Annotated in this window: 15 protein-coding genes and 2 pseudogenes; 2 read left to right on the forward strand and 15 right to left on the reverse strand. The window is 63.4% G+C overall.

Annotated features, from left to right (window positions below):
- Positions 1–17: 17 nt before the first annotated feature.
- Positions 18–1,259: a D-amino acid dehydrogenase gene (locus QZH45_RS28260; protein ID WP_024778863.1), complete on the reverse strand. Its 1,242-nt coding sequence runs from the start codon at positions 1,257–1,259 to the stop codon at positions 18–20.
- A 106-nt stretch (positions 1,260–1,365) separates the two neighbouring features.
- Between QZH45_RS28260 and QZH45_RS28265 the strand changes: the two genes are divergently transcribed.
- A complete protein-coding gene (locus QZH45_RS28265) occupies positions 1,366–2,283 on the forward strand; it encodes a LysR family transcriptional regulator (RefSeq protein ID WP_024778864.1) in 918 nt (305 codons plus the stop codon).
- Here the strand turns inward: QZH45_RS28265 and trhA are convergent.
- Positions 2,280–2,897 carry a PAQR family membrane homeostasis protein TrhA gene (gene trhA / locus QZH45_RS28270; RefSeq protein ID WP_024778865.1) on the reverse strand — a complete coding sequence of 206 codons (618 nt, stop codon included), beginning with the start codon at positions 2,895–2,897 and terminating at the stop codon, positions 2,280–2,282. The genes QZH45_RS28265 and trhA overlap by 4 nt on opposite strands.
- A 153-nt stretch (positions 2,898–3,050) precedes the next feature.
- On the opposite strand from trhA, the gene QZH45_RS28275 reads away from it, so the two are divergent.
- A complete protein-coding gene (locus tag QZH45_RS28275; RefSeq protein WP_024778866.1) occupies positions 3,051–3,971 on the forward strand; it encodes a LysR family transcriptional regulator in 921 nt (306 codons plus the stop codon).
- Positions 3,972–4,095: 124 nt separating this feature from the next.
- Here QZH45_RS28275 and madM read toward each other — a convergent pair whose 3' ends face one another.
- The 13 genes and pseudogenes from madM to QZH45_RS28340 form a co-directional block, all read right to left on the reverse strand.
- Complete coding sequence (gene madM / locus QZH45_RS28280) at positions 4,096–4,860, reverse strand: malonate transporter subunit MadM (RefSeq protein ID WP_024778867.1); 765 nt, start codon at positions 4,858–4,860, stop codon at positions 4,096–4,098.
- 5 nt (positions 4,861–4,865) lie between these two features.
- On the reverse strand, positions 4,866–5,258 hold the full coding sequence (gene madL / locus QZH45_RS28285; RefSeq protein WP_055135891.1) for a malonate transporter subunit MadL: 393 nt from the start codon (positions 5,256–5,258) through the stop codon (positions 4,866–4,868).
- A 67-nt stretch (positions 5,259–5,325) separates the two neighbouring features.
- Positions 5,326–6,246 carry a malonate decarboxylase subunit epsilon gene (gene mdcH / locus QZH45_RS28290; protein ID WP_024778869.1) on the reverse strand — a complete coding sequence of 307 codons (921 nt, stop codon included), beginning with the start codon at positions 6,244–6,246 and terminating at the stop codon, positions 5,326–5,328.
- Positions 6,243–6,866 carry a malonate decarboxylase holo-ACP synthase gene (locus QZH45_RS28295; protein ID WP_024778870.1) on the reverse strand — a complete coding sequence of 208 codons (624 nt, stop codon included), beginning with the start codon at positions 6,864–6,866 and terminating at the stop codon, positions 6,243–6,245. The genes mdcH and QZH45_RS28295 overlap by 4 nt, the downstream gene beginning before the upstream one ends.
- Entirely contained in the window at positions 6,860–7,663 is an 804-nt protein-coding gene (gene mdcE, locus QZH45_RS28300; protein ID WP_024778871.1) for a biotin-independent malonate decarboxylase subunit gamma, read from the reverse strand. The genes QZH45_RS28295 and mdcE overlap by 7 nt, the downstream gene beginning before the upstream one ends.
- Entirely contained in the window at positions 7,660–8,511 is an 852-nt protein-coding gene (locus QZH45_RS28305; RefSeq protein WP_024778872.1) for a biotin-independent malonate decarboxylase subunit beta, read from the reverse strand. The genes mdcE and QZH45_RS28305 overlap by 4 nt, the downstream gene beginning before the upstream one ends.
- Positions 8,504–8,803, reverse strand: coding sequence for a malonate decarboxylase subunit delta (locus QZH45_RS28310; RefSeq protein ID WP_024778873.1), 300 nt, complete (start codon positions 8,801–8,803; stop codon positions 8,504–8,506). The genes QZH45_RS28305 and QZH45_RS28310 overlap by 8 nt, the downstream gene beginning before the upstream one ends.
- Entirely contained in the window at positions 8,803–9,678 is an 876-nt protein-coding gene (locus QZH45_RS28315; RefSeq protein WP_024778874.1) for a triphosphoribosyl-dephospho-CoA synthase, read from the reverse strand. The genes QZH45_RS28310 and QZH45_RS28315 overlap by 1 nt, the downstream gene beginning before the upstream one ends.
- The gene (gene mdcA, locus QZH45_RS28320; protein ID WP_024778875.1) at positions 9,678–11,348 is read right to left on the reverse strand and encodes a malonate decarboxylase subunit alpha; all 1,671 of its coding nucleotides are present in this window, start codon (positions 11,346–11,348) and stop codon (positions 9,678–9,680) included. Before mdcA ends, QZH45_RS28315 begins: the two co-directional genes overlap by 1 nt.
- A gap of 260 nt (positions 11,349–11,608) precedes the next feature.
- Positions 11,609–12,015, reverse strand: a pseudogene (locus QZH45_RS28325) (hypothetical protein).
- Positions 11,978–12,531: pseudogene (locus QZH45_RS28330) on the reverse strand (transcriptional regulator). The pseudogenes QZH45_RS28325 and QZH45_RS28330 overlap by 38 nt, the downstream one beginning before the upstream one ends.
- A gap of 52 nt (positions 12,532–12,583) precedes the next feature.
- Entirely contained in the window at positions 12,584–13,063 is a 480-nt protein-coding gene (locus QZH45_RS28335; protein WP_024778876.1) for a chemotaxis protein CheW, read from the reverse strand.
- Positions 13,056–18,989 carry an Hpt domain-containing protein gene (locus tag QZH45_RS28340; RefSeq protein WP_024778877.1) on the reverse strand — a complete coding sequence of 1,978 codons (5,934 nt, stop codon included), beginning with the start codon at positions 18,987–18,989 and terminating at the stop codon, positions 13,056–13,058. Before QZH45_RS28340 ends, QZH45_RS28335 begins: the two co-directional genes overlap by 8 nt.
- Positions 18,990–19,088 lie beyond the last annotated feature (99 nt).

Here is a 19,088-nt window from a genome sequence, read left to right on the forward strand (position 1 = left end):
TCTCCGTTGCGGGTGGGTCAGGCGGCGCGGGGCGTGAGGCCCTGCAGATCAATGGACGGCGTGCGCTGGCGGATCAGTTCGCTGAGCAGGCGAGCGCTGCCGCAAGCCAGGGTGAAACCCAGTGCTCCATGGCCGAGGTTGAGCCACAGGTTGCGATAGCCGGTGGCGCCGATCAGCGGCACGCCGCTGGGCGTGGCCGGGCGCATGCCGGCCCATTCGACGGCGTGTTCATAATCCCCGGCCAAGGGAAAAGTTTCCCGGGCCTGGCGCTTGATCAAGGCCAGGCGCCGCGGATCCGGCGTCGGGTCGAAGCCGACGATATCCACCATCGCGGCCACCCGCAAATGTTCGCCGATTCGCGCATAAACGATCTTGCGGTCATAGTCGGTGATGCTCAGGTCCGGAGCCCGATGCGCTGCGCCGATAGGCACGGTCAGGCTGTAACCCTTGAGCGGATACAGCGGCATTCGCACTCCCGGTAACGCCAGGGTCGCGCTGCGGTGACCGGCGGCAATCACGAGGCTGTCCACCGGCAAGCGCTGTCCATTCAACTCGATGGCGTGCACCTGGCCATCGGCGTGGCAAATGCCGGTCACCGTCTGCCCCAACAAGAATTCACAGCGCCCCGATGCCTGCAAGCGTGCGGCCAGTTGCTGGCAGAAAGCGTGGCAATCGGCGACCTCCTCGTCCGGCGTGTAGATCCCGCCCACCAACGGCACGCCCGCCAGCGCCGGCTCCAGGCTCGCGCACTCGGCGGGCCCGAGCACCTGCTGGTGCAGGTTGTCCGCCAGTCGCCGCCGGGCATGTTGGAAATGGTTGGCATCACGAAACGTCACCAGCTTGCCGTTGCGCCGCCAGCCGAAGCCATCAAGGCGATCGTCTTCGCGCCAGCCCTGCAAGGTGGCCTGGCTCAGCAGTGCCAGGCGTAACAGGTGGGCGCCGTTGCGTCGGTTGATCGACGTCCGGCACGCCGCGATGAACGCAGCCATCCAGCGCCACTGAGCAGGATCCAGGCGGGGCCGCAACCTGAGTGGCGAATCCCCGCGCAACATCCAGCCGAGTGCCTGCCAGGGCACCCCGGCGTCCGCCAGGGGGGCCACGTAGCGATAGGACAATTGGCCACCATTGGCAAAGCTGGTCTCGCTGCCCAACGCATCCCTGGCCTCCACCAGCGTCACGTCGACGCCGTCGCGAACCAGCGCATAAGCCGTCGCCAACCCGACCACGCCACCGCCAATGATGCACGCCCTTTGCCCCATGCCCGCCTCCTAACCGTTTCCGATCAGTTGAGGTTAGGGGCAGGTGACAGGTCCGGAACAATGAATAAAGATGGAGCGCCTATAAACAAAGGTTATGGACTCGCCAATGCGCCTCCGTCACATCGAGATTTTCCAGGCCATACGCCAGGCCGGCTCCATCAGCGGCGCCGCGCAGTTGCTGCATGTCTCTCAGCCGGCGGTGACCAAGGTGCTGCAGCACGCCGAGCAACAGCTGGGATTTGCCCTGTTCCTGCGAGTGCGCGGCAAGTTGCAGGCGACCCCCGAAGCCCTGGAGCTGGAACGCGAAGTCGACAAGGTCAGCGAAAGCCTGCAAGGCGTGCGACGACTAGCCCAGAGCCTGCGCCGCGAGCCCGGTCACAACCTGCGTATCGGCGCGACCCCGGCCCTGGCCCTGTCACTGCTGCCGGCGGCCATTCACCAATGGACCCGGCGCTACCCGGACATTGTCTGTGAACTGTCCAGCGCCCACAGCCGTGAGCTGGTGCAGAACCTGTTGATGCGTGAGATCGACGTCGCCCTGACCTTGCAGCCGCCTGATCATCCGGGGCTCAAGGCCCAGACCCTGGCCAGCGGCGTGCTGGTGGCGCTGGCCCCAAAGGGGCACTGGAGCGATGCGGCGGTGGGCAAACCGATGTCGTTGCAGGAATTGGCCGGCGCGCCCCTGATCGGCCTGTCCAGCGCCGATCCGCTCTCGGCCAGGCTGGACGGCTATCTCGAAGCAGTGGCCCCTGCGCCGCGCATCAGCATCGCCGTGCAGACCTATTCGCTGGCCCGGGCCATGGTGGAGTCCGGTGCCGGCATGGCCGTGATCGACCCGTTCACGGCCCTTGGCGCCTCGAAGACCTCCACGGCGATCCGACCGTTGTCGCCACCGCTGCCCATCTCGCTTTACGCCGTGACCCGGGCCAATGAAGCGCCGGCGCACACCCTGGGCACCCTGCTGGAGATTTTCGCCAACCAGGCCCAGGGGCAACTGGACGGGCTGTTCACGGCTGGCCGCTAAAGGACATAGAACAGAATCGCCACGAAGTGCAGCAGGCTGCCGGCGATCACAAACAGATGCCAGATGCCATGGGCATGGCGCAATCGGTTATCGAGGGCGAAGAAAATGATGCCCACGGTGTACAACACCCCGCCCGAGGCCAGCCAGGCGAAACCAGTGCTGCCCAGGGTTGCCAACAGCGGCTTGACCGCCACCAGCACGATCCAGCCCATCACCGCGTAGATCACGATCGACAGAATCCGCGCTTCGGACCGCGGCTTGATTTCTTGCAGGATGCCGATCAACGCCAGCCCCCAGACGATCCCGAACAACGTCCAGCCCCAGGGCCCGCGCAGGGTTACCAGGCAGAACGGTGTGTAGCTGCCGGCGATCAGCAGGTAGATCGAAAAATGATCGACCTTCTGCATGATCGCTTTCTTGCGCCCGCGCACGCTGTGGTAGACCGTCGAGGCGCTGTACAGCACCAGCAGGGTGAACCCATAGATCGCCACGCTGACGATCTTCCATGGATCGCCGGTCAGCCCGGCAAGCACCACCAGCCATACCCCGCCGATAAACGCCGCAATCGCTCCAACCAGGTGGGTCCAGGCGTTCAGTCGCTCCCCGTGATACATCGATTCCTACCCCTCCATGATGAAACACGCGCCAAGGCTCAGGCCTGGGGCGCAAAAGTGCAATGGTTTGCTGTGAGTTGCGATCCGCTGTAAATCTCCTCGCTCCCAGGTTCATTGGGGCACAATCGCATGACACGAATAAGAGCCCGCCCCATGTTGATCGACGAAGAATTGACCCTGAAGAAACTCGAGGTGTTCCTGGCCTTCATGCGCACCGGCAACCTGGCGCGGGCGGCGGCAGAGTTGCAGACCAGCAACGTCAGCGTGCACCGGGCCATCCATTCGCTGGAGAGCGCCCTTCGCTGCCCGTTGTTCAAGCACGAAGGCCGCAATCTCACACCGCTGGAAAGCGCCTATGTGCTGGAGGAACGAGCGCAGAAACTGATCCAGGACGTGGTCGAAAGCGTACGCCTGACCCGCGAGGCCGCCGGGTTCTCCGCCGAGCGCTTCAAGCTGGGGTCGTTGTATTCGCTGACAGTCAAGACCGTGCCGCAGTTGATCATGGGCCTGAAGATCCGCCGCAGCGAACTCAACATCGACCTGATCATGGGCTCGAACATCGACCTGCTGTACAAGCTCAAGAACATGGAAGTCGATGCCATCCTGGTGTCCCTGGACGACAGCGTCAACGATCCGGACTGCGAACACATCGCTCTGTTCTCCGACGACATATTCCTCGCCACGCCGGCCGACTCACCGTTTGCCCAACGTAGCGAAGTCGACCTGGCCGAAGTCCGTGACGAGACGTTCATCACCCTGACCCAGGGCTTCGCCACGCATCAGGACGGGATTCGGGTGTTCAGACAGGCAGGCTTCGAACCGAAGGTGGCGATGCAGGTCAACGACATCTTCACCCTGTTGAGCATGGTCAGCTCCGGGGTCGGTTATGCCTTGTTGCCGGGCCGGATTGCGGCGGTGTATGAAAACCGGGTGAAGCTCATCCCATTGCAGGAGAAGTACCGCTTGCAGCAGCACATCGGCGTGGTGTTTCTCAAGGCCAAGGAGCGTGATCCGAACCTGCTGGCGTTGCTTGCCGAATGCCGGATGTATGCCAATCGCCAAGCCATCCCATGATCATCCCCACGCTCTGCGTGGGGATGCAGCCCGGGACGCTCCGCGTCCCAAAAGCGTGACGCAGAGCGTCAAAAGAGGCATTCCCACGCAGAGCGTGGGAACGATCAGAACTGCAGCCTGCAAACTAGCCCATCAGCCCGCGCATGATCAGGAACAACAACGAGGGGCCCAGCAAACAACCCAGCGCGGTATAGAACGCCGCCGTCAGGCATCCATACGGCACCAGCTTCGGATCGGTCGCCGCCAGCCCGCCGGCCACGCCGCTGGACGTGCCCATCAACCCGCCGAAGATCACCGCACTGCGTGGATTGTTGAGGCCGATCAGCGGCGCCACGAAAGGCGTTGCCACCATCACCAGGATCGCCTTGATCAAACCTGCGGCAATGGACAGCGCCATAACCTCGGAGCTGGCGCCGATAGCCGCGCCGGTGACCGGCCCGACGATATACGTGACCGCTCCGGCGCCAATGGTAGTCAGGCTCACCGCATCGGTGTATCCGAACGCCATCGCCACACCCACGCCGGCAATGAACGAGGTGCCCACACCGACAAACAACGCCACCACCCCGACAAAGCCGGCACGCTTGAGCTCCTCGACACTCACCCCAAACGCCGTGGCGACAATGGCAAAGTCCCGCAGCATGGCGCCGCCCAGCAAACCAATCCCGGAAAGCAGCGGAATGTCCACCACCCCCTTATGCCCCCCAGTCATCGCCCCGCCGATATACGACAGTATCAGCCCCAGCAGAATAGCGATGGCCGAACCGTGCAGTCGGCCCTTGGTGAATGTGTTGCTGATCCAGTACGACACCCACATGGTGATGCCGACAACCGCAAAACCACTGATCAGGCCATAGCCGGTAATCACTTTCATCATTGATTCGTACATAGTGATCACCCTACCGTCTTCACGGAAACGTTGGCTTCAGGCCCTTTGTTGCCAATGCGCACCAGCACCGGCACCAACGCAAAGGCAATCACCACCGCCAGGATCCCGGCCAGGATCGCCATCGGCCCGCCCTTGAGCGCGCCATAGACATTTTGCTGGGCTGCCATGGCAACGACGATGGGAATGTAGATCGCACTCCAGAATTCCACGCCGGCCTCGGATTTGCCCTTGAACAGACCGCGTTTGCTCAGATAGCTGCCCAGGCCGATCAACAGCAGCATCGCAATGCCGACTCCGCCGACGTTAGCCGGCACGCCGATCAGTTTGCCCAGCAGCTCACCGATGAAAATACCCGTCAGGGTACAAAAGGCCAGAAACGCCACACCGTAAATAATCATTGTTGTAGTCCTCAAAGTGCATCGTCGAAGTTGTTGTTTTTGTGCTTCGCCAGCTTGAGTCGATGGTCTAGGGTTGGCGGCGTCCCTCCTCTGCGAGCAGCGCTTGCAGGGTATCGAGCCGGGCACCGTCAAAGGCCATGACAGTGCCCTGCTCGAACACCCGGCGTGCCAGGCCGGTCAGCACCGCACCAGGTGGCAGCTCGATCTGCAAGCGCACGCCTCGCTCATAGGCACTTTGCACCGTACCGCGCCAATCGACGACGCGGCACATGTTGAAAGCCAAGTCGTCGCGCAAGGCGTCGGGCTTTGTCACAAGCCGGGCGCGGCTGCCGCTGAGATAACCCAGCGTGGGGACTTGCAGCGGCACGTCGGCAAATGCCTGGGCCAATGTTTGCGCCGGCCTCTCCAGCAACGGGCAATGGGACGGCACGCTCACCGCCAGGCGGCAGGCCTTGCCGGCGCCCTGGCTGCGTGCGTGGCTGGCAACCACCGCCATGGCCTCGTCGCTGCCGGCGATGACCACCTGGTTATCGGCATTGATATTGGCCAGGTAGACCGGCGTTGCGCCGCTGTGCACCTGGGCCAGCAAACCTTCCACGACGGCGAGGTCCAGGCCGATGATCGCGGTCATTCCATAGCCTTGCGGATAGGCCTGCTGCATCAGTTCGCCCCGCAGGCTGACCAGCCGCAACGCATCCTCGAACCCCAGCGCACCCGCCACCACCGCCGCCGGATATGCGCCGATGGACAGCCCCGCCACGTAGTCCGGCGCCGGGGCTTGCTCCAGCAAGCGGCGCGACGCCGCCACACCCGCAATCAACAGGCACAACTGCACGGCGCGGGTCGATTGCAAGGCCTCGGCGCCGTCCAGTTGCAGCACGTCTTCACCGAGCACATCGCTCGCCTCGGCCAACACATGCGGCGCCAGGCCATGGAGCATGCCCGTGCGCTGCGCACCCTGGCCGGGGAATACCAGGAGGCTGCTCATGCGACCTGCTCCAGCGACGGCTGCCAGGGATCGCTCACCAGCCGCGCCTGGAGGTCATCCTTGAGCAGGACCCGACGCGACGGGCCCGCCCACTCTCGCAAGGCAACAGCGCCGAATGGCGTCTGCAACTGCATGTCCACGACGCACACCAAGCCGTCCAGTTGCGCCAGCAAGTCCCTGGCCTGGACGCGATCCATCGGTTGCGGCGTGCGCAGGATCAGGTCAAGGTCGCTGCGCTCATGCAGTGCCTCGATGCCGCTGGCGAGTTCGAACCCGGCGCTGCCGCTGATGCCCCAGGTCCAGCCGCAGGCGTTGAGTATCGGCCGCAGGCGGGACAACACCCGCAGGGCCGGCAAGTTCCGTTGGCAGTCGATGTGGCACAGGTCTTCCGGGCGCACCCGACGCCGGATCGCTGACAGCTGCATCAACGTGGCGTAACGCTGCTCCCGAGCCCGACCACGAACACCCACCGCCACCTGTCCCGGCGCCGTCAGCGCCCGCCGCACCACCACCGGTTGCCCGAGGCCGAGGGCTTGCACAGCCCACGCCGGCGCATCCGCTGGCAACTGCTGCGGGGTCATCCCCCAGAGCAGGTCGTGCGCCAGGAAGGTGTTCACCACTGCGCGCTCAGCAACTGGCGAACTTGGCTGGAAGCGGCCCGATGGGGCGCCCCAAGGCGGCCGCTCAAATTTCGAGGCGCACCGGCCACATCGTTGATCGCTTGCTGCAGGCAATCGGTGACCCGGGCCAGATCGGTCGCCGATGGCTGCTCTATCTGCTCGACCGACAGGGTTTCCCACAACAACCCCAGACTGGCATAGCTGTCGATGTCATAGGCCATCGGCGGCACGCTGGCGGCCAGGGCTTCCAATTCTTCTACACTGCGCAGAGTCACCCGCGCTGCCGAGGCCTTGCCCATGGCGTGGACCATCACCCCAGGATCGCGCAATGCAATCAGCCGGTTGGCCTGGTAGCCGTGGGCCAGGAACGCCCCGGACATTGCCTTGCCCACCAGCAAGCCGATCACCGGATGTCCGGCCAACCGGGCACGGGCATAACTGTCCGCCGCACCGGCCAACGCCTGATGGATGCCCAGGGCCTCCTCCCGGCGACCATAGGCCTGGCTGGGTACATCGACAATGGCGATCAGCGCACGCTTGCTGGACGCCTCGCGGTCAGCCTCGATGGCGTCATCCACCGCCTTGGCCAGGCCCCAACCTTCCAGCAGACCGACCTCTCCGTTGCGCGCCCGGGGAAAACGATTATCGGGATCGGCTACCACCGCCAACAGGCGCACGGTCTGCCCGCCTAACCTGGCATCGGCCGCTTTCACCGAAGCGGGCAATCCCGGCAGCGGCTCGGTGCCACCACTCAAGGCTTCGAACCAGCGCAAGCCTCTCAATGAATACGAACTCATGGGCGTTCTCCCTGATACAACTGGCGAACCGCTGCCGGTTCGATCTGCACGTCAGTGTCCAACCGGGCCAGGCGCTGCAGGAACAACTCGGCCTGGCCGCTGCGGTGTACGGCGGGCACGCCCAGGTGCAACAACTGGCTGACCTGCTGGCGGATCTGCTGCACATCATCGGCGCAATAACGATCCACCAATCCGCTGGCGAAACGTTGCTCGCCACCGGTCAGGCTCCAGATGAACGGGCGGTCCCGGGAGTCGTACTCCTCGATTCCGGCCTCCTGTTCAATCACTTGCGGACCGTTCAATCCCAGCCGCGCCTCCTGGGTCACCAGCAAATAACTGCATAGCCCGGCGGCGATGGACATGCCGCCAAAGCAACCGACACTGCCCGCCACCACACCGACCACCGGCTGGTACTGACGCAGGTCGACAATCGCAGCATGAATCTCGGCAATAGCCGCCAACCCCAGATTGGCTTCCTGCAAACGCACACCGCCGGTTTCCAGCAGCAGTACCGCACGGGTCGCAATGCCCTTGCGGTTGTCCTCGGCGGCCAGCTCCAGGGCGCCGGCGATCTTCGCCCCACCCACTTCGCCAAGGCTACCGCCCTGGAACGCGCCTTCGATGGCGGCGATCACCACCGGCAGGCCGTCGAGGCTGCCTTTGGCAATCACTACGCCGTCGTCGCTTTGCGGTACCACGCCTTGGCGCAGCAGCCACGGCGACATGATTCGCTGGAACGGGTCGAGCAGTTCGCGAAACGTACCGTCATCGAGCAAGGCCTTCGCCCGTTGCCGGGCACCGAGTTCGACGAAGCTGTGCTTGTTGAGCAACGCTGCACTGTCAGTCATGGCCGATCTCCTCGAAACCTTGCTCCAGGCGCAGACGCACCACGCCGGGGGTGGCGCCGAAATCATGGATATCGATGGACAGCGCGGGTGGCGTCTGGCCGTCGAACATCCGGCTGAAGAGATGCTGCCAGCGTTGCTCGCTGCCATTGACCGAGGTCTGCACCTGGATAGTCAGCTTGCCTGCCAGCCCCGGCTCGATCAGCACTTCCAGGTCACCCGAGCCGACACAGCCCACCAGCGCCCGGCCCCGTGGCGGCTGCCCGGCGGGAAATTCAAAGGATAAGGTTTCCATCAGCAAACTCCCTGGATGACGCTATCACCCGACTCGATACGGTCGATGAACAGGCAGGCCGCGAGCAGGTCGGCGGCGCCGCCGGGCGAGGCGTTCAATGCAATCAGTTGTTGGTCCAGTGCGTGCAATCGGCGACGGCCGTCAAGGCTCGCACTGCCACCGGCATCCAGTACCGCCTGGGCACCGGCCTGCATGGCCCGCAAACCGGGTTCGCCGGCGCGGTACAGCACACAGGTGTCCGCCAGTTGGCTCATGATCGCCAGTAAGGCATCGAGCCGGGCGTTCTGCTCGCCATGGGCCTGGGTGCGGCTGCGCCTGAGTTGCGGCAGTGCGCGTTGCATGATCGAAGGAAAGCCAAGCTGCGCTTCTTCCCTTGCACCGCGTGCGCCGTAGCGCTGAGCCACTTGGGCGCCATGACTGAGGGGTCTTGGCGCGTAGCGATCTTCAAGCAGCGCCAGGCGTGCGGCACGCAACGTGACGGCACCGGCGGCGCTGGATTCAGGCTCCAGCGCAGCCGCCGCCACCAACAGGCCCAACGCCCAGATCGCGCCACGATGGGTATTCACACCATCGGTGGTGGCGAGCATCGCCGCTTCGCCTTCACGACCGATGCGCCCGAGGGCTTCGCGCAGCGGCAGACCCACTTCACCGAACGCCAGCGCCGCGTCAGCCATTTCCTTGAAGGCCGGCCACAAGGAAAGCGCCGAGGCGTGCATCAGTCCCAGGTGCAGATCGGTATGGGCGCCATTGCCACGGCGGTCCACCAGCGCCGGTTTGGGCGACAGGTCCGCTTCGTCGATCAGCGCGTCCACCGCCAGGTCCGCCAGCCGTTCGGCCAGGGTCAGGGTTTTCGGTTGCAGGTTGAGTGCGTGCATTACCAGCTCCTGAACTTGGCGGGTGGGTTGTAGAGGCCGCCGGACCACTCCACCAGGTCGGCCACGCTCTTGGCGGCGAGTAATTCGCGGGTGGCGTCGGTGCGGCGGATACCCAAGTCTTCGGGCAACGCGATCAGCCCTTCGCGGCGCATGCGGGCAGTGTCCTTCGGGTCGTGGCGCAGGCCGATGGCGGTGACCCCGGCAACCGCCGCGATCATCGCCTGGCGCTCTTCCAGTGAGCGGGCCTTGTACAGATAGGCGATGCCCTCTTCAGTCAACAGATGGGTAACGTCGTCGCCGTAGATCATGATCGGCGCCAGGGGCATGCCGGCTTTCTTCGCCACGTCCACCGCATCGAGGGTGTCGACGAACGTCGGTTTGCCGCCCTCCTGGAAGGTCTCGACCATCTGCACTACCAGCTTCTTGCCGCGTTCGAGCAACGGGGCCTCGCCGTCGCCGTGGCGCATGTCGAGCCAGGCCGGGGTACCGTGGCGGCGACCACGGGGATCGTGACCCATGTTCGGCGCACCACCAAAACCGGCCAGTCGGCCTCGAGTAACCGTCGAGGAATGACCGTCACCATCCACTTGCAGGGTGGCACCGATGAACAGGTCAACCGCGTACTGGCCGGCCAGTTGGCAGACCATGCGGTTAGAGCGCAGCGAGCCATCGCGGCCGGTGAAGAACACGTCCGGCCGGGCGGCGATGTAATGTTCCATGCCCAGTTCGGTACCGAAGCAATGCACGCTCTCGACCCAGCCGCTTTCAATGGCCGGGATCAGCGTCGGGTGAGGATTGAGGGTCCAGTTGCGGCAGATCTTGCCCTTCAGACCGAGAGATTCGCCGTAGGTCGGCAGGATCAGCTCAATGGCGGCGGTGTTGAAGCCGATGCCGTGGTTGAGGGACTGGACATTGTGCTTTTCATAGATCCCACGGATCGCCATCATCGCCATGAGCACATGCACAGGCTTGATGTGGCGCGGGTCGCGGGTGAATAGCGGTTCGATGTAGAACGGCTTGTCGGCCACCACCACGAAATCCACCCAGGACGCCGGGATGTCCACTCGTGGCAAGTCGCTGACGTCATCCACCAACTGGTTGACCTGGACGATGACGATGCCATCGCTGAAGGCCGCCGGCTCGATCAGCGCCGGAGTGTCTTCGGTGCTGGGACCGGTGTAGATGTTGCCGGCGCGGTCGGCCATGAAACCGGCCGAGAGCACCACGTTGGGAATCAAGTCCACCACCAGCCGGGCGTAGAGTTCGATGTAGGTGTGGATCGCGCCGATTTCCAGCAGACCGTCTTCCAGCAACTGGCTGATACGCAGGCTCTGGGTCCCGGCGAAGGAAAAATCGAGCTTGCGGGCGATGCCGCGTTCGAACAGGTCCAGGTGCTCGGAGCGGCCGACACTGGGCATGATCATGTGCAAGTCGTGCAGCTTCGAAGGATCGGCCTTGGCCAGGGAACGCGACAGGAAATCCGCCTGTTTCTGGTTGTTGCCTTCCAACACCACACGGTCGCCAGGTTCTATCAGAACCTGCAACGCCTCGACGATCCGATCGGTGGGCAATACCACACCATCGACCATGCCCTTCACCTGTTCGAGACGCCGCTGCTTTTCGCCGCGCCGCCGCGTCCAGCGCGAGTCGGGGGATATTGTTGTTGTCATGACCACTCCACGGGTTCGCTGTCGTGAGGATTACCTTAGGAGTGATGGGACGATGGCATCAATCAAGCTCGACGGTGGATCGTTACGCTTGGAGTAATGGTTGAAATGAATTTCGTGTGGGAGCGAGCCTGCTCGCGATGGCGGTGGGTCAGCCTGTATCTGTTCTGAATGGGGCGCCGCTATCGCGAGCAGGCTCGCACACAGGGTTGTGGTGGGCTCAGATTCTGCGGCTTGCGCCAGGATCAGTAGATGTCCATCAATCACCGGACCCGCTCGAGCAGTTCCACAGCACTCTCAATCAGTTGAGCGAGAAGCCCATGATCTTCATCCATGTAGCCTTCGTATTCGGCAAGATTGCGCCGTTCATGGCAAAGCGCAAATATGCGGACCTGAAGCTTGCTGGCATCTGCCGTTTGAATCAGACATTAAAAAACCAGATAACGCTTGTCCGAACGATAGCCGCTCAAGCGCAGTGCCGTAAGCGCCAGGGCATGAGCCGCGTTGTAGGCCAGGTCAAACCGGCTGGCGAATGAAAGAGACGGCGTTTGTGCGTCATTGAGGCGAGCCATTGCCGAGTGCATCAAACCTCGCATTCCTGGCGATCAGGCGGTTCGGCCTTAAGCCCGCCACTACGTAACAGATTCTCCAGGCTTTCCTGGTATCCCATCCTTGGACTCCAAAGGGTCTTCACCCAGCAAGCTGATCTTGTCCTGTTGCGCCACTCGCACCACGAAGTGGTTGCCAGCTGCAAATTTTGCGACCCAGTCCTGAGGCGCGTAGAGCGTAGGGTTGAGAGGTCGGCCCAGTTGCTCTTCCAAGGGCATGAGCCTTGGCGATGGAACCGTAGACGAATGCCCATTTTAGCTGCCCGGAAAAAGGCTCCAATGCTTGGCGAATCGGCTCGGCTATGCCGATGGTTTTGCGAACGATGCCCAGCAGTTCAGCGTAAATCGGGCAGTGTGTATTGGCCTGGTAATGGGTTTTGGTTACCTTGACGAGTCAACCTCAGAACGCCCGAATTCTGCAAGCGCTCCAGCTCGCGCATCAGACTGCCTTTGCCCACTTGAGCCCAGCGAGCAATCTCATTGGTGTAGAAACTCTGATCCGGTTTCCCGAACAACAAACCCAGGATCCGTTGCTGGGTTACCGTAAATAATGCATCGCTGAGAGAGAGATGATTCATGGAGAAACCATAAGTCCCAAAAAGGGACCGATAGGTCCCTTTTTGGGAATTATCAAGTCTTAAGACCTCCAGAGGGGCTAATGAGTCCGGCGGCGATCACCAGTTCTTCCAGGGCCAACAGATCCGGCACCTTCGCCACATGCTCGCCCACCTGCACAGCCGCCTGCTCCAGCCCGCACAACGGCACGTCGACGTAACTCAACTGGCTATCGAGCTTGTAGGAGCGCGGGATGCCCTGCACCAGCAGGGCGATGAACTTCAATTCCGCTCGACCGCCCAAGGCGTTGAGCACGGCGATACGGGCGCGTTCGCCAATCACGGTTTTCTGGTCGCAGGCGGATTCGAAGCTCAACAATGGGATCTGCCGTTCACGCCAGGTGACCCAACCCAGGAACCACGGCGGGGTGTCCATATCGAAGGTGCCGCGCTGATAGTCGATCAGCTCGGCCACGGCCACATTGGGCAACACCAGATGCCGGTCCGCCAGGGGCAACAGCAACCCGGTCAGGTAGCGGGTGCGGTGGTCATGCATGGGGTTTGCTCCAGTGGGCGATGCTCTCGAGCAACACTGACTCCTGATAGGGCTTGCCCAGGTAGTCGTTGACGCCGATGGCCATGGCCCGGTCTCGGTGTTTCTGGCCGGTGCGGGAGGTGATCATGATGATCGGCAGGTGAACCAGGCGCGGATCGTTGCGCACCTGCGTCGCGACCTCGAAGCCGTCCATGCGTGGCATTTCGATATCCAGTAGCATCAGGTCCGGGGTGTGCTCGGCCAGCACCGCCATGGCATCCACGCCGTCTTTGGCAGTCAGGACGTGCATGCCATGTCGCTCCAGCAGGCGGCTGGTGACCTTGCGGACCGTCACCGAATCGTCCACCACCAGTACCAGCAGTGGCCGCTGATGCTCGCCCTCGCCTTCGGCCAGTACCGGGCGGCGTGGGGCCTGACTGGGCATGGCGCGGATCGGTGCCAACAGATCGAGAATCAGCACCACCCGGCCATCACCAAGGATCGTCGCGCCGGAGAGGCCCTGTACCGCCGAGAATTGTGAGCCGAGGCTTTTCACCACGATCTCCCGGGTCCCGACGGTCGCATCCAGCTGTACTGCGATATGCCGTTCGTTGCAATGCATCAGCAACAGGGGCAAGGACTGGCTCTGACCCAGCAGTTTAGGGCGGGGAGCGCTTTTCAACAGCTCGCCCAGGTAGCACAGCTCATAGCGTTGCCCGGCGTAGGTATAGGTCGGTGGATCGAGCTGGTAATAAGCCTCCAACTCGGCAGGCAGCACCCGCACGATGCTTTCGATGGTGTTCAACGGAATCGCGTACAGGTCTTCGTGACATTGCACCATCAGGGCCCGGTTGACCGACACAGTAAAGGGCAGGCGGATGCGGAAGTGCACACCCTGCCCCGGCGTCGAGTCGATCACCATGCTGCCGCCCAGTTGCCGCACCTCTTCGTGGACCACGTCCATGCCGACGCCACGCCCGGAGATCTGGGTGATCTTTTCGGCGGTGGAGAATCCCGGTTGCAGGATGAATTGCAGCACGTCGCGGTCGCTGATGTCGGTGTCCGGTGCCAGCAGCCCGCGCTTGATCGCCTTGCGCCGCACCGCGTCCAGCGGCACGCCGGCGCCGTCGTCACGGATATCGAAAACGATGTCGCCGCCTTCGCGGGACAGGTCGAGGCTGATACGCCCACGGGCCGGCTTGCCTGCGGCAATGCGCACGTCGGCCGGCTCCAGGCCATGATCGACGGCGTTACGCAGCATGTGCTCCAACGGCGCGGCCATGCGCTCCAGCACATTGCGATCCATCTCGCCTTCGGCATTATCGACGACGAACTCCACATCCTTGCCCAGCTCCTGGGCCACTTGCCGGACGATGCGCTGGAGCCGCGGCACCATACGCTCGAACGGCACCATGCGCGTGCGCATCAGGCCTTCCTGGAGCCGGGTATTGATGCGTCGCTGTTGCTGCAAAAGGTTCTCGGCATCATGGTTGCTGCGATCCAGGGTTTCCTTGAGATCGAGCAAGTCCGAGGCAGACTCGAACAACGCCCGGGATAATTGTTGCAGCTGGGAATGACGGTCCATCTCCAGCGGGTCGAACTCTTCGTAGCCCAGGCGCTCGGCCTCCACTTGCTGGCGACTGAGGATCCGCCCCTGGGTCTCGGTGTCCAGGCGTCGCAACTGGTCGCGCATGCGCTCGATGGTGGTTTCCATTTCGCTCAGGGCCACATGCGCATCGTTGACCTGCTGTTCGATTCGGCCACGGAAAATCGACGTTTCCCCGGCGAGGTTTACCAGATCGTCCAGCAGTTCGGCAGACACCTTGACCATGTCCGTACCGTCGCTCGATGCACCTGGCTCGGGCTTGGCGGCCACGGGTGTCGCGACTACCGCCAGGGGCACGGCCGGGGCCACTGAGGGCTCCGGTGCCGGGGCTTCGCTGTGCTGCGGGTGGTTGACCGCCTGGATCTGCGCAATCAGCCGGTCCGCCGGCGGGCATGCCAGGCCGGCCTGCACAGCATCGAGCATGTGGGCCAGGCGGTCATGGCTGCTCTGCAGCAGGACGAACAGCGCCGGCGTCGGTTGCAGCAGGCCTGCGGACAAGCCTTCGTAGAGGTTTTCCAGTTCATGGGCCAGGTCGCCAATGGGCCCGATCTCCACCATCCGCGCACCGCCCTTGAGGGTGTGCAGGTCTCGCAGCAGGGTTTCCACCGCCTGGCGATTCGACGGTTCGGCTTGCCAGCGCAGCAAGGCCGCGCCGGAGCTGTCGAGGATGTCGAAACCTTCCTCCAGAAAGATTTCCAGCAACTCGGGATCGTGACTGGCGGTGTCGCCCGGGATCGACCCGGCGCCCTCGACGGCGTTCGGCTTGTCCTGACGGAATCGGCGGATGGCGTCAATCAGCGAAACCGGATCGCCTAACGTCTGGCCCTGTTGCAATTGTCCAAGCAGCAGGTCGAGGCGTTCGTGACTGCTGTTGAGCATCTGAGCCAGCTCATCGCTGTAGTTGTATCGACGGTCTACCAGGCCTTCGTAGAGGTTTTCCAACTCTTGGGCCAGATCGCTGATCGGCCGGATATCAGCCATCCGTGCGCCGCCCTTGAGGGTGTGCAGGTCCCGTTGCAACGAGGACAGCGACGCCCCGTTGTCCGGGTCGGCCAGCCATCGTTGCAAGGCCTGGGCCGCGTTCTCCAGGATATCCTGGGCCTCTTCGAGAAAGATCGAGGTGATGTCGTCGTCCATCGACGTGTCGGCGGGAACGTCGCGTTCGAGTTCGGCGGTTGCACGACCCAGCTCGCGGATGCTCAAGGTGCGGCTGCCATCGCTGCGGATCAGGCCCGTGGCCGACGGATCGAGTCCGGCCTCGAGCAGGGCGTGCAGGGCCTGCACCCGCTCGGGCCGTGGATGCACATGCTGACCGGCCGCCAACTCATCGAGCATGTCGATCAACGCTTCGTGGGCGCGTTGCGCCTGCTGGAAAAATTCGTCGCTGACCGTCAGGCTGCTTTCTTCAACGGCGCCATAAAGATCGAGCAAGGCTTCGCAGAGTTCGTCCACCGGCTGCAGGTCGGCCAAGTGCGCCCCTTCGCCGAGCGTCGTCAGCTCATCCAGTAACGCACTCAATTCCTGCCCCTCGCCGGGATGCTGTTGCCAGCGTTGCAGCAGGTTTTCGGCGTCCAGCAGGATGTCCATGCCCTGGGACAGGAAATCGTTGATCAGTTGCGGGTCACGCTTGTTCCGCGCGCCATTGTCCGAGGTACCGCTGACCGCCTGCAGGCGCTCGGCCAACAAGGCCTGGGCCCGCAGGATCAAGTCCGCAGCCCCGGAAATCGGCGCCAGCGGATCGCTGTGCAACTGGCGCAGGCCCAGGCGCAGCAGGCCTTCGGCTTCCAGCAGGCACTCGATTTCATCCAGGTCGAGGGGAATCAGGTGCACCCTGTATTCCCGGGCAAGCTGATCCATCGCCCCGGCCAGTTCGGCAATCGGCAGCACCCCGGCCATCGATGCGCTGCCCTTGAGGGTGTGCAGGGCACGCTGCAATTCGTCACTGGCCTGCAAGGGCAAGTGCTCGGCAGCCTGATCGAGAAAACGATTGATGCCGGCGAGATGCCCCTGGGCTTCACTATCGAAGATTTTCAACAGCAGCGGGTCGAGGGCGGCCACGTCCAGTTGGTCTTCGTCAAGCTCATCATTGCCCCTGGCAAGGCCGTGCGCGCGTGCGGCCAAACGGTCGACATCGTCACGCTGGCGCTGAAGATGGGCGGCAAAATCGGCGACCAGGGCGGGCAACAGCCGCACCGTGTCGTCCACCAGTTGCAGGACCGTAGCTCCCGGCTCGACGCTGCGCTCTAGCACCCGGTTGAGCAGGTTCTCCACCGCCCAGGCCAGTTCACTCAGCACCAGTGCCCGGACCATGCGGCCGCTGCCCTTGAGCGTATGGAAGGCCCGGCGCACTTCCCCCAGGGCGACCTGATCAGTGGGGTGAGCGGCCCAGCGCGGCAGGTATTCGTGCAGCGCCTCCAGCACCTCGCCGGTCTCCTCGAGAAAGACCTCACGCAACTCTTCGTCGACCGGATGCTCATCCGCCGGGGGCGGCAGCAGACTGCCGGGCGTGTTCCTGGCCGGCGGATTGACCGCCGAGACCGGGTTGGCCAGCATGTCGGCGAGGGATTGCACGGTCTCTGGATCATCCAGCTCTTGCAGGTCCTGCATGACCTGGGCCTCGTTGGGACTCAGCACATCATCGAGCAACGGTACCCGGGCCTCGTCCGGAAAATAGCCGAGCGCAGCCAGGCTCCCCTCGACCACCTCCAACAGCGCCTCACCAGGTGCCTCCGGATCTTCGCTCAAGCGCTCCAGATAGTACTCAAGGCCGGTGATCACGTCGGCCAGATGGTCAAGCTCTTCCCAATCCGGTCGGGCCTGGTCCGGCAGCAAGTGGTCGCGGATGAATCCGTTACAAGCCTCCACCAGACCGGCAGCGCGGCTCAGGGGGATCATCGCCAACGCTCCGCGGACCTGGGTCAGCAGGGTCGGCAGGGTTTGTAATTGCTCGCTGTTCCAGTCGGCGTCGATGTAGTCGACGATCATGTCCTTGGCCTGTTGCAGGCAGGTGTGGGCTTCCTTGATGACAATCTGGTGGATCTGGGTCAGGTCGGTGGTGGGCAGTTGACTGTCTTCACGACTTTCAGGCTCGACGGTGCCGACCATGCCGGCCAGGTTGGCCTCGACATAGAGCAAGGCACCGGCGACGTCCATGAGGGTCGCGTCATCGGGCTCACGCTGCCCCTGGGAGAGGCTCAGTACCACCGCCAATTGATCGATGATGACCTTGCGCGGCTGGCCGAAACCGAGCACCGCCAGGGTATCGGCGATCTGCCGCAGGGGCGCCAGCAAACTGTCCAGCTCCGAGGCGTGCTGGCGATCGCTGCGCACGAACAGGTCCAACCGCTCCTTGACCCGCACCAGCTCCTCGCAGAGCGCGGTGAGCACCGAGCGCATGGCATCACGGTCGGGCCCGGCCAGGCGCGCACGTTCTTCGTCGAGCATGGCGCTGTCAGGCAGCGCGTCGTCCAGTGAGTAGCGTTCTTTCATGATCTGCATTTGCCCGCTGGGATGTTCGGCCTTGGCAATATAGAACAACAAGCTCTTGAGCAGGTGTGGCGGTGCCGGTTGATTGATGCCAGGCATGCCGTGCTCCAGCAGGCGCTTGAGTTCCTTGTCGGCTTCCTTGAACAGGCTGCGCAACGCCGGGCTGTTGGCAATGCGCCCGTCACGCATGCCTTCGACCAGCGCCGAAGCCACCTGCCACAGGGCATTGAGCGGCGCCCCGGCGCAGAGCCCTTCCAGACGATGAAAGACCTTGGCCAGGTAACCAAGATGGGTAGCGTCATCCTGCTCGCGCAACAGTCCCACCAGAGCCACTTGCAAGGTCTGGCGCAACTTGCGCAAGGTGCCGGGCAGGTCCGCCGGTTCGAGCCGCTTCAGTGCCGCATCGCCGAGGGGAGCGATGTCGGGCAGCTCCGGGCTGAACAGGCTGGTCTCCGACAGCAGGCCCTCGCCCCGGGCACTGCGCAGGTCGTTGATCAGCGGCAAGACCACCAGCGGCAGGTCGCGGCGGGCACCCTGGATGCGGTCCAGGTAGATTGGCATCTGCCCCAGGGCCTGGCTCAACAGGCTGATGGCTTCTTCGCGATGAGCAATGTGGTTGTCCTGCAAGGCGCTGCACAGCTGCTCCATCTCTTCGGCCAGCAACGCCGCGCCATAGAACTCAACCATCTGCAGGCTGCCATGCACCTGGTGAATGCAGGCCAGGCATTGCTCAAGGGCGTCCACCGCCTGCGGGTCATCCACCAACCGGTTGAGGGCCAGATGGGCCTGCTTCAGCGTTTCGGCAATCTCGCCCTTGACCCATTCCAGGGCCACATAGTCGTGCCGATCACCCATAACCGCTCCAATCCGGCAAATACACGCTCCTTGTGGCGGGAGGACTCAGCTGTGGGAGCAAAGCTTGCTCGCGATAAAGGCAACTCGATCTCCGGCCTG

The sequence above is a fragment of the Pseudomonas corrugata genome, from assembly GCF_050920615.1.
Lineage (GTDB): Bacteria > Pseudomonadota > Gammaproteobacteria > Pseudomonadales > Pseudomonadaceae > Aquipseudomonas > Aquipseudomonas corrugata.

Excerpts from the sequence above, each read along its gene's own strand:
- QZH45_RS28260 (WP_024778863.1), bottom strand. The coding sequence starts at position 1,259 with ATGGGGCAAAGGGCGTGCATCATTGGCGGTGGCGTGGTCGGGTTGGCG.
- QZH45_RS28265 (WP_024778864.1), top strand. The coding sequence starts at position 1,366 with ATGCGCCTCCGTCACATCGAGATTTTCCAGGCCATACGCCAGGCCGGC.
- trhA (WP_024778865.1), bottom strand. The coding sequence starts at position 2,897 with ATGTATCACGGGGAGCGACTGAACGCCTGGACCCACCTGGTTGGAGCG.
- QZH45_RS28275 (WP_024778866.1), top strand. The coding sequence starts at position 3,051 with ATGTTGATCGACGAAGAATTGACCCTGAAGAAACTCGAGGTGTTCCTG.
- madM (WP_024778867.1), bottom strand. The coding sequence starts at position 4,860 with ATGTACGAATCAATGATGAAAGTGATTACCGGCTATGGCCTGATCAGT.
- madL (WP_055135891.1), bottom strand. The coding sequence starts at position 5,258 with ATGATTATTTACGGTGTGGCGTTTCTGGCCTTTTGTACCCTGACGGGT.
- mdcH (WP_024778869.1), bottom strand. The coding sequence starts at position 6,246 with ATGAGCAGCCTCCTGGTATTCCCCGGCCAGGGTGCGCAGCGCACGGGC.
- mdcE (WP_024778871.1), bottom strand. The coding sequence starts at position 7,663 with ATGAGTTCGTATTCATTGAGAGGCTTGCGCTGGTTCGAAGCCTTGAGT.
- QZH45_RS28305 (WP_024778872.1), bottom strand. The coding sequence starts at position 8,511 with ATGACTGACAGTGCAGCGTTGCTCAACAAGCACAGCTTCGTCGAACTC.
- QZH45_RS28310 (WP_024778873.1), bottom strand. The coding sequence starts at position 8,803 with ATGGAAACCTTATCCTTTGAATTTCCCGCCGGGCAGCCGCCACGGGGC.
- QZH45_RS28315 (WP_024778874.1), bottom strand. The coding sequence starts at position 9,678 with ATGCACGCACTCAACCTGCAACCGAAAACCCTGACCCTGGCCGAACGG.
- mdcA (WP_024778875.1), bottom strand. The coding sequence starts at position 11,348 with ATGACAACAACAATATCCCCCGACTCGCGCTGGACGCGGCGGCGCGGC.
- QZH45_RS28335 (WP_024778876.1), bottom strand. The coding sequence starts at position 13,063 with ATGCATGACCACCGCACCCGCTACCTGACCGGGTTGCTGTTGCCCCTG.
- QZH45_RS28340 (WP_024778877.1), bottom strand. The coding sequence starts at position 18,989 with ATGGGTGATCGGCACGACTATGTGGCCCTGGAATGGGTCAAGGGCGAG.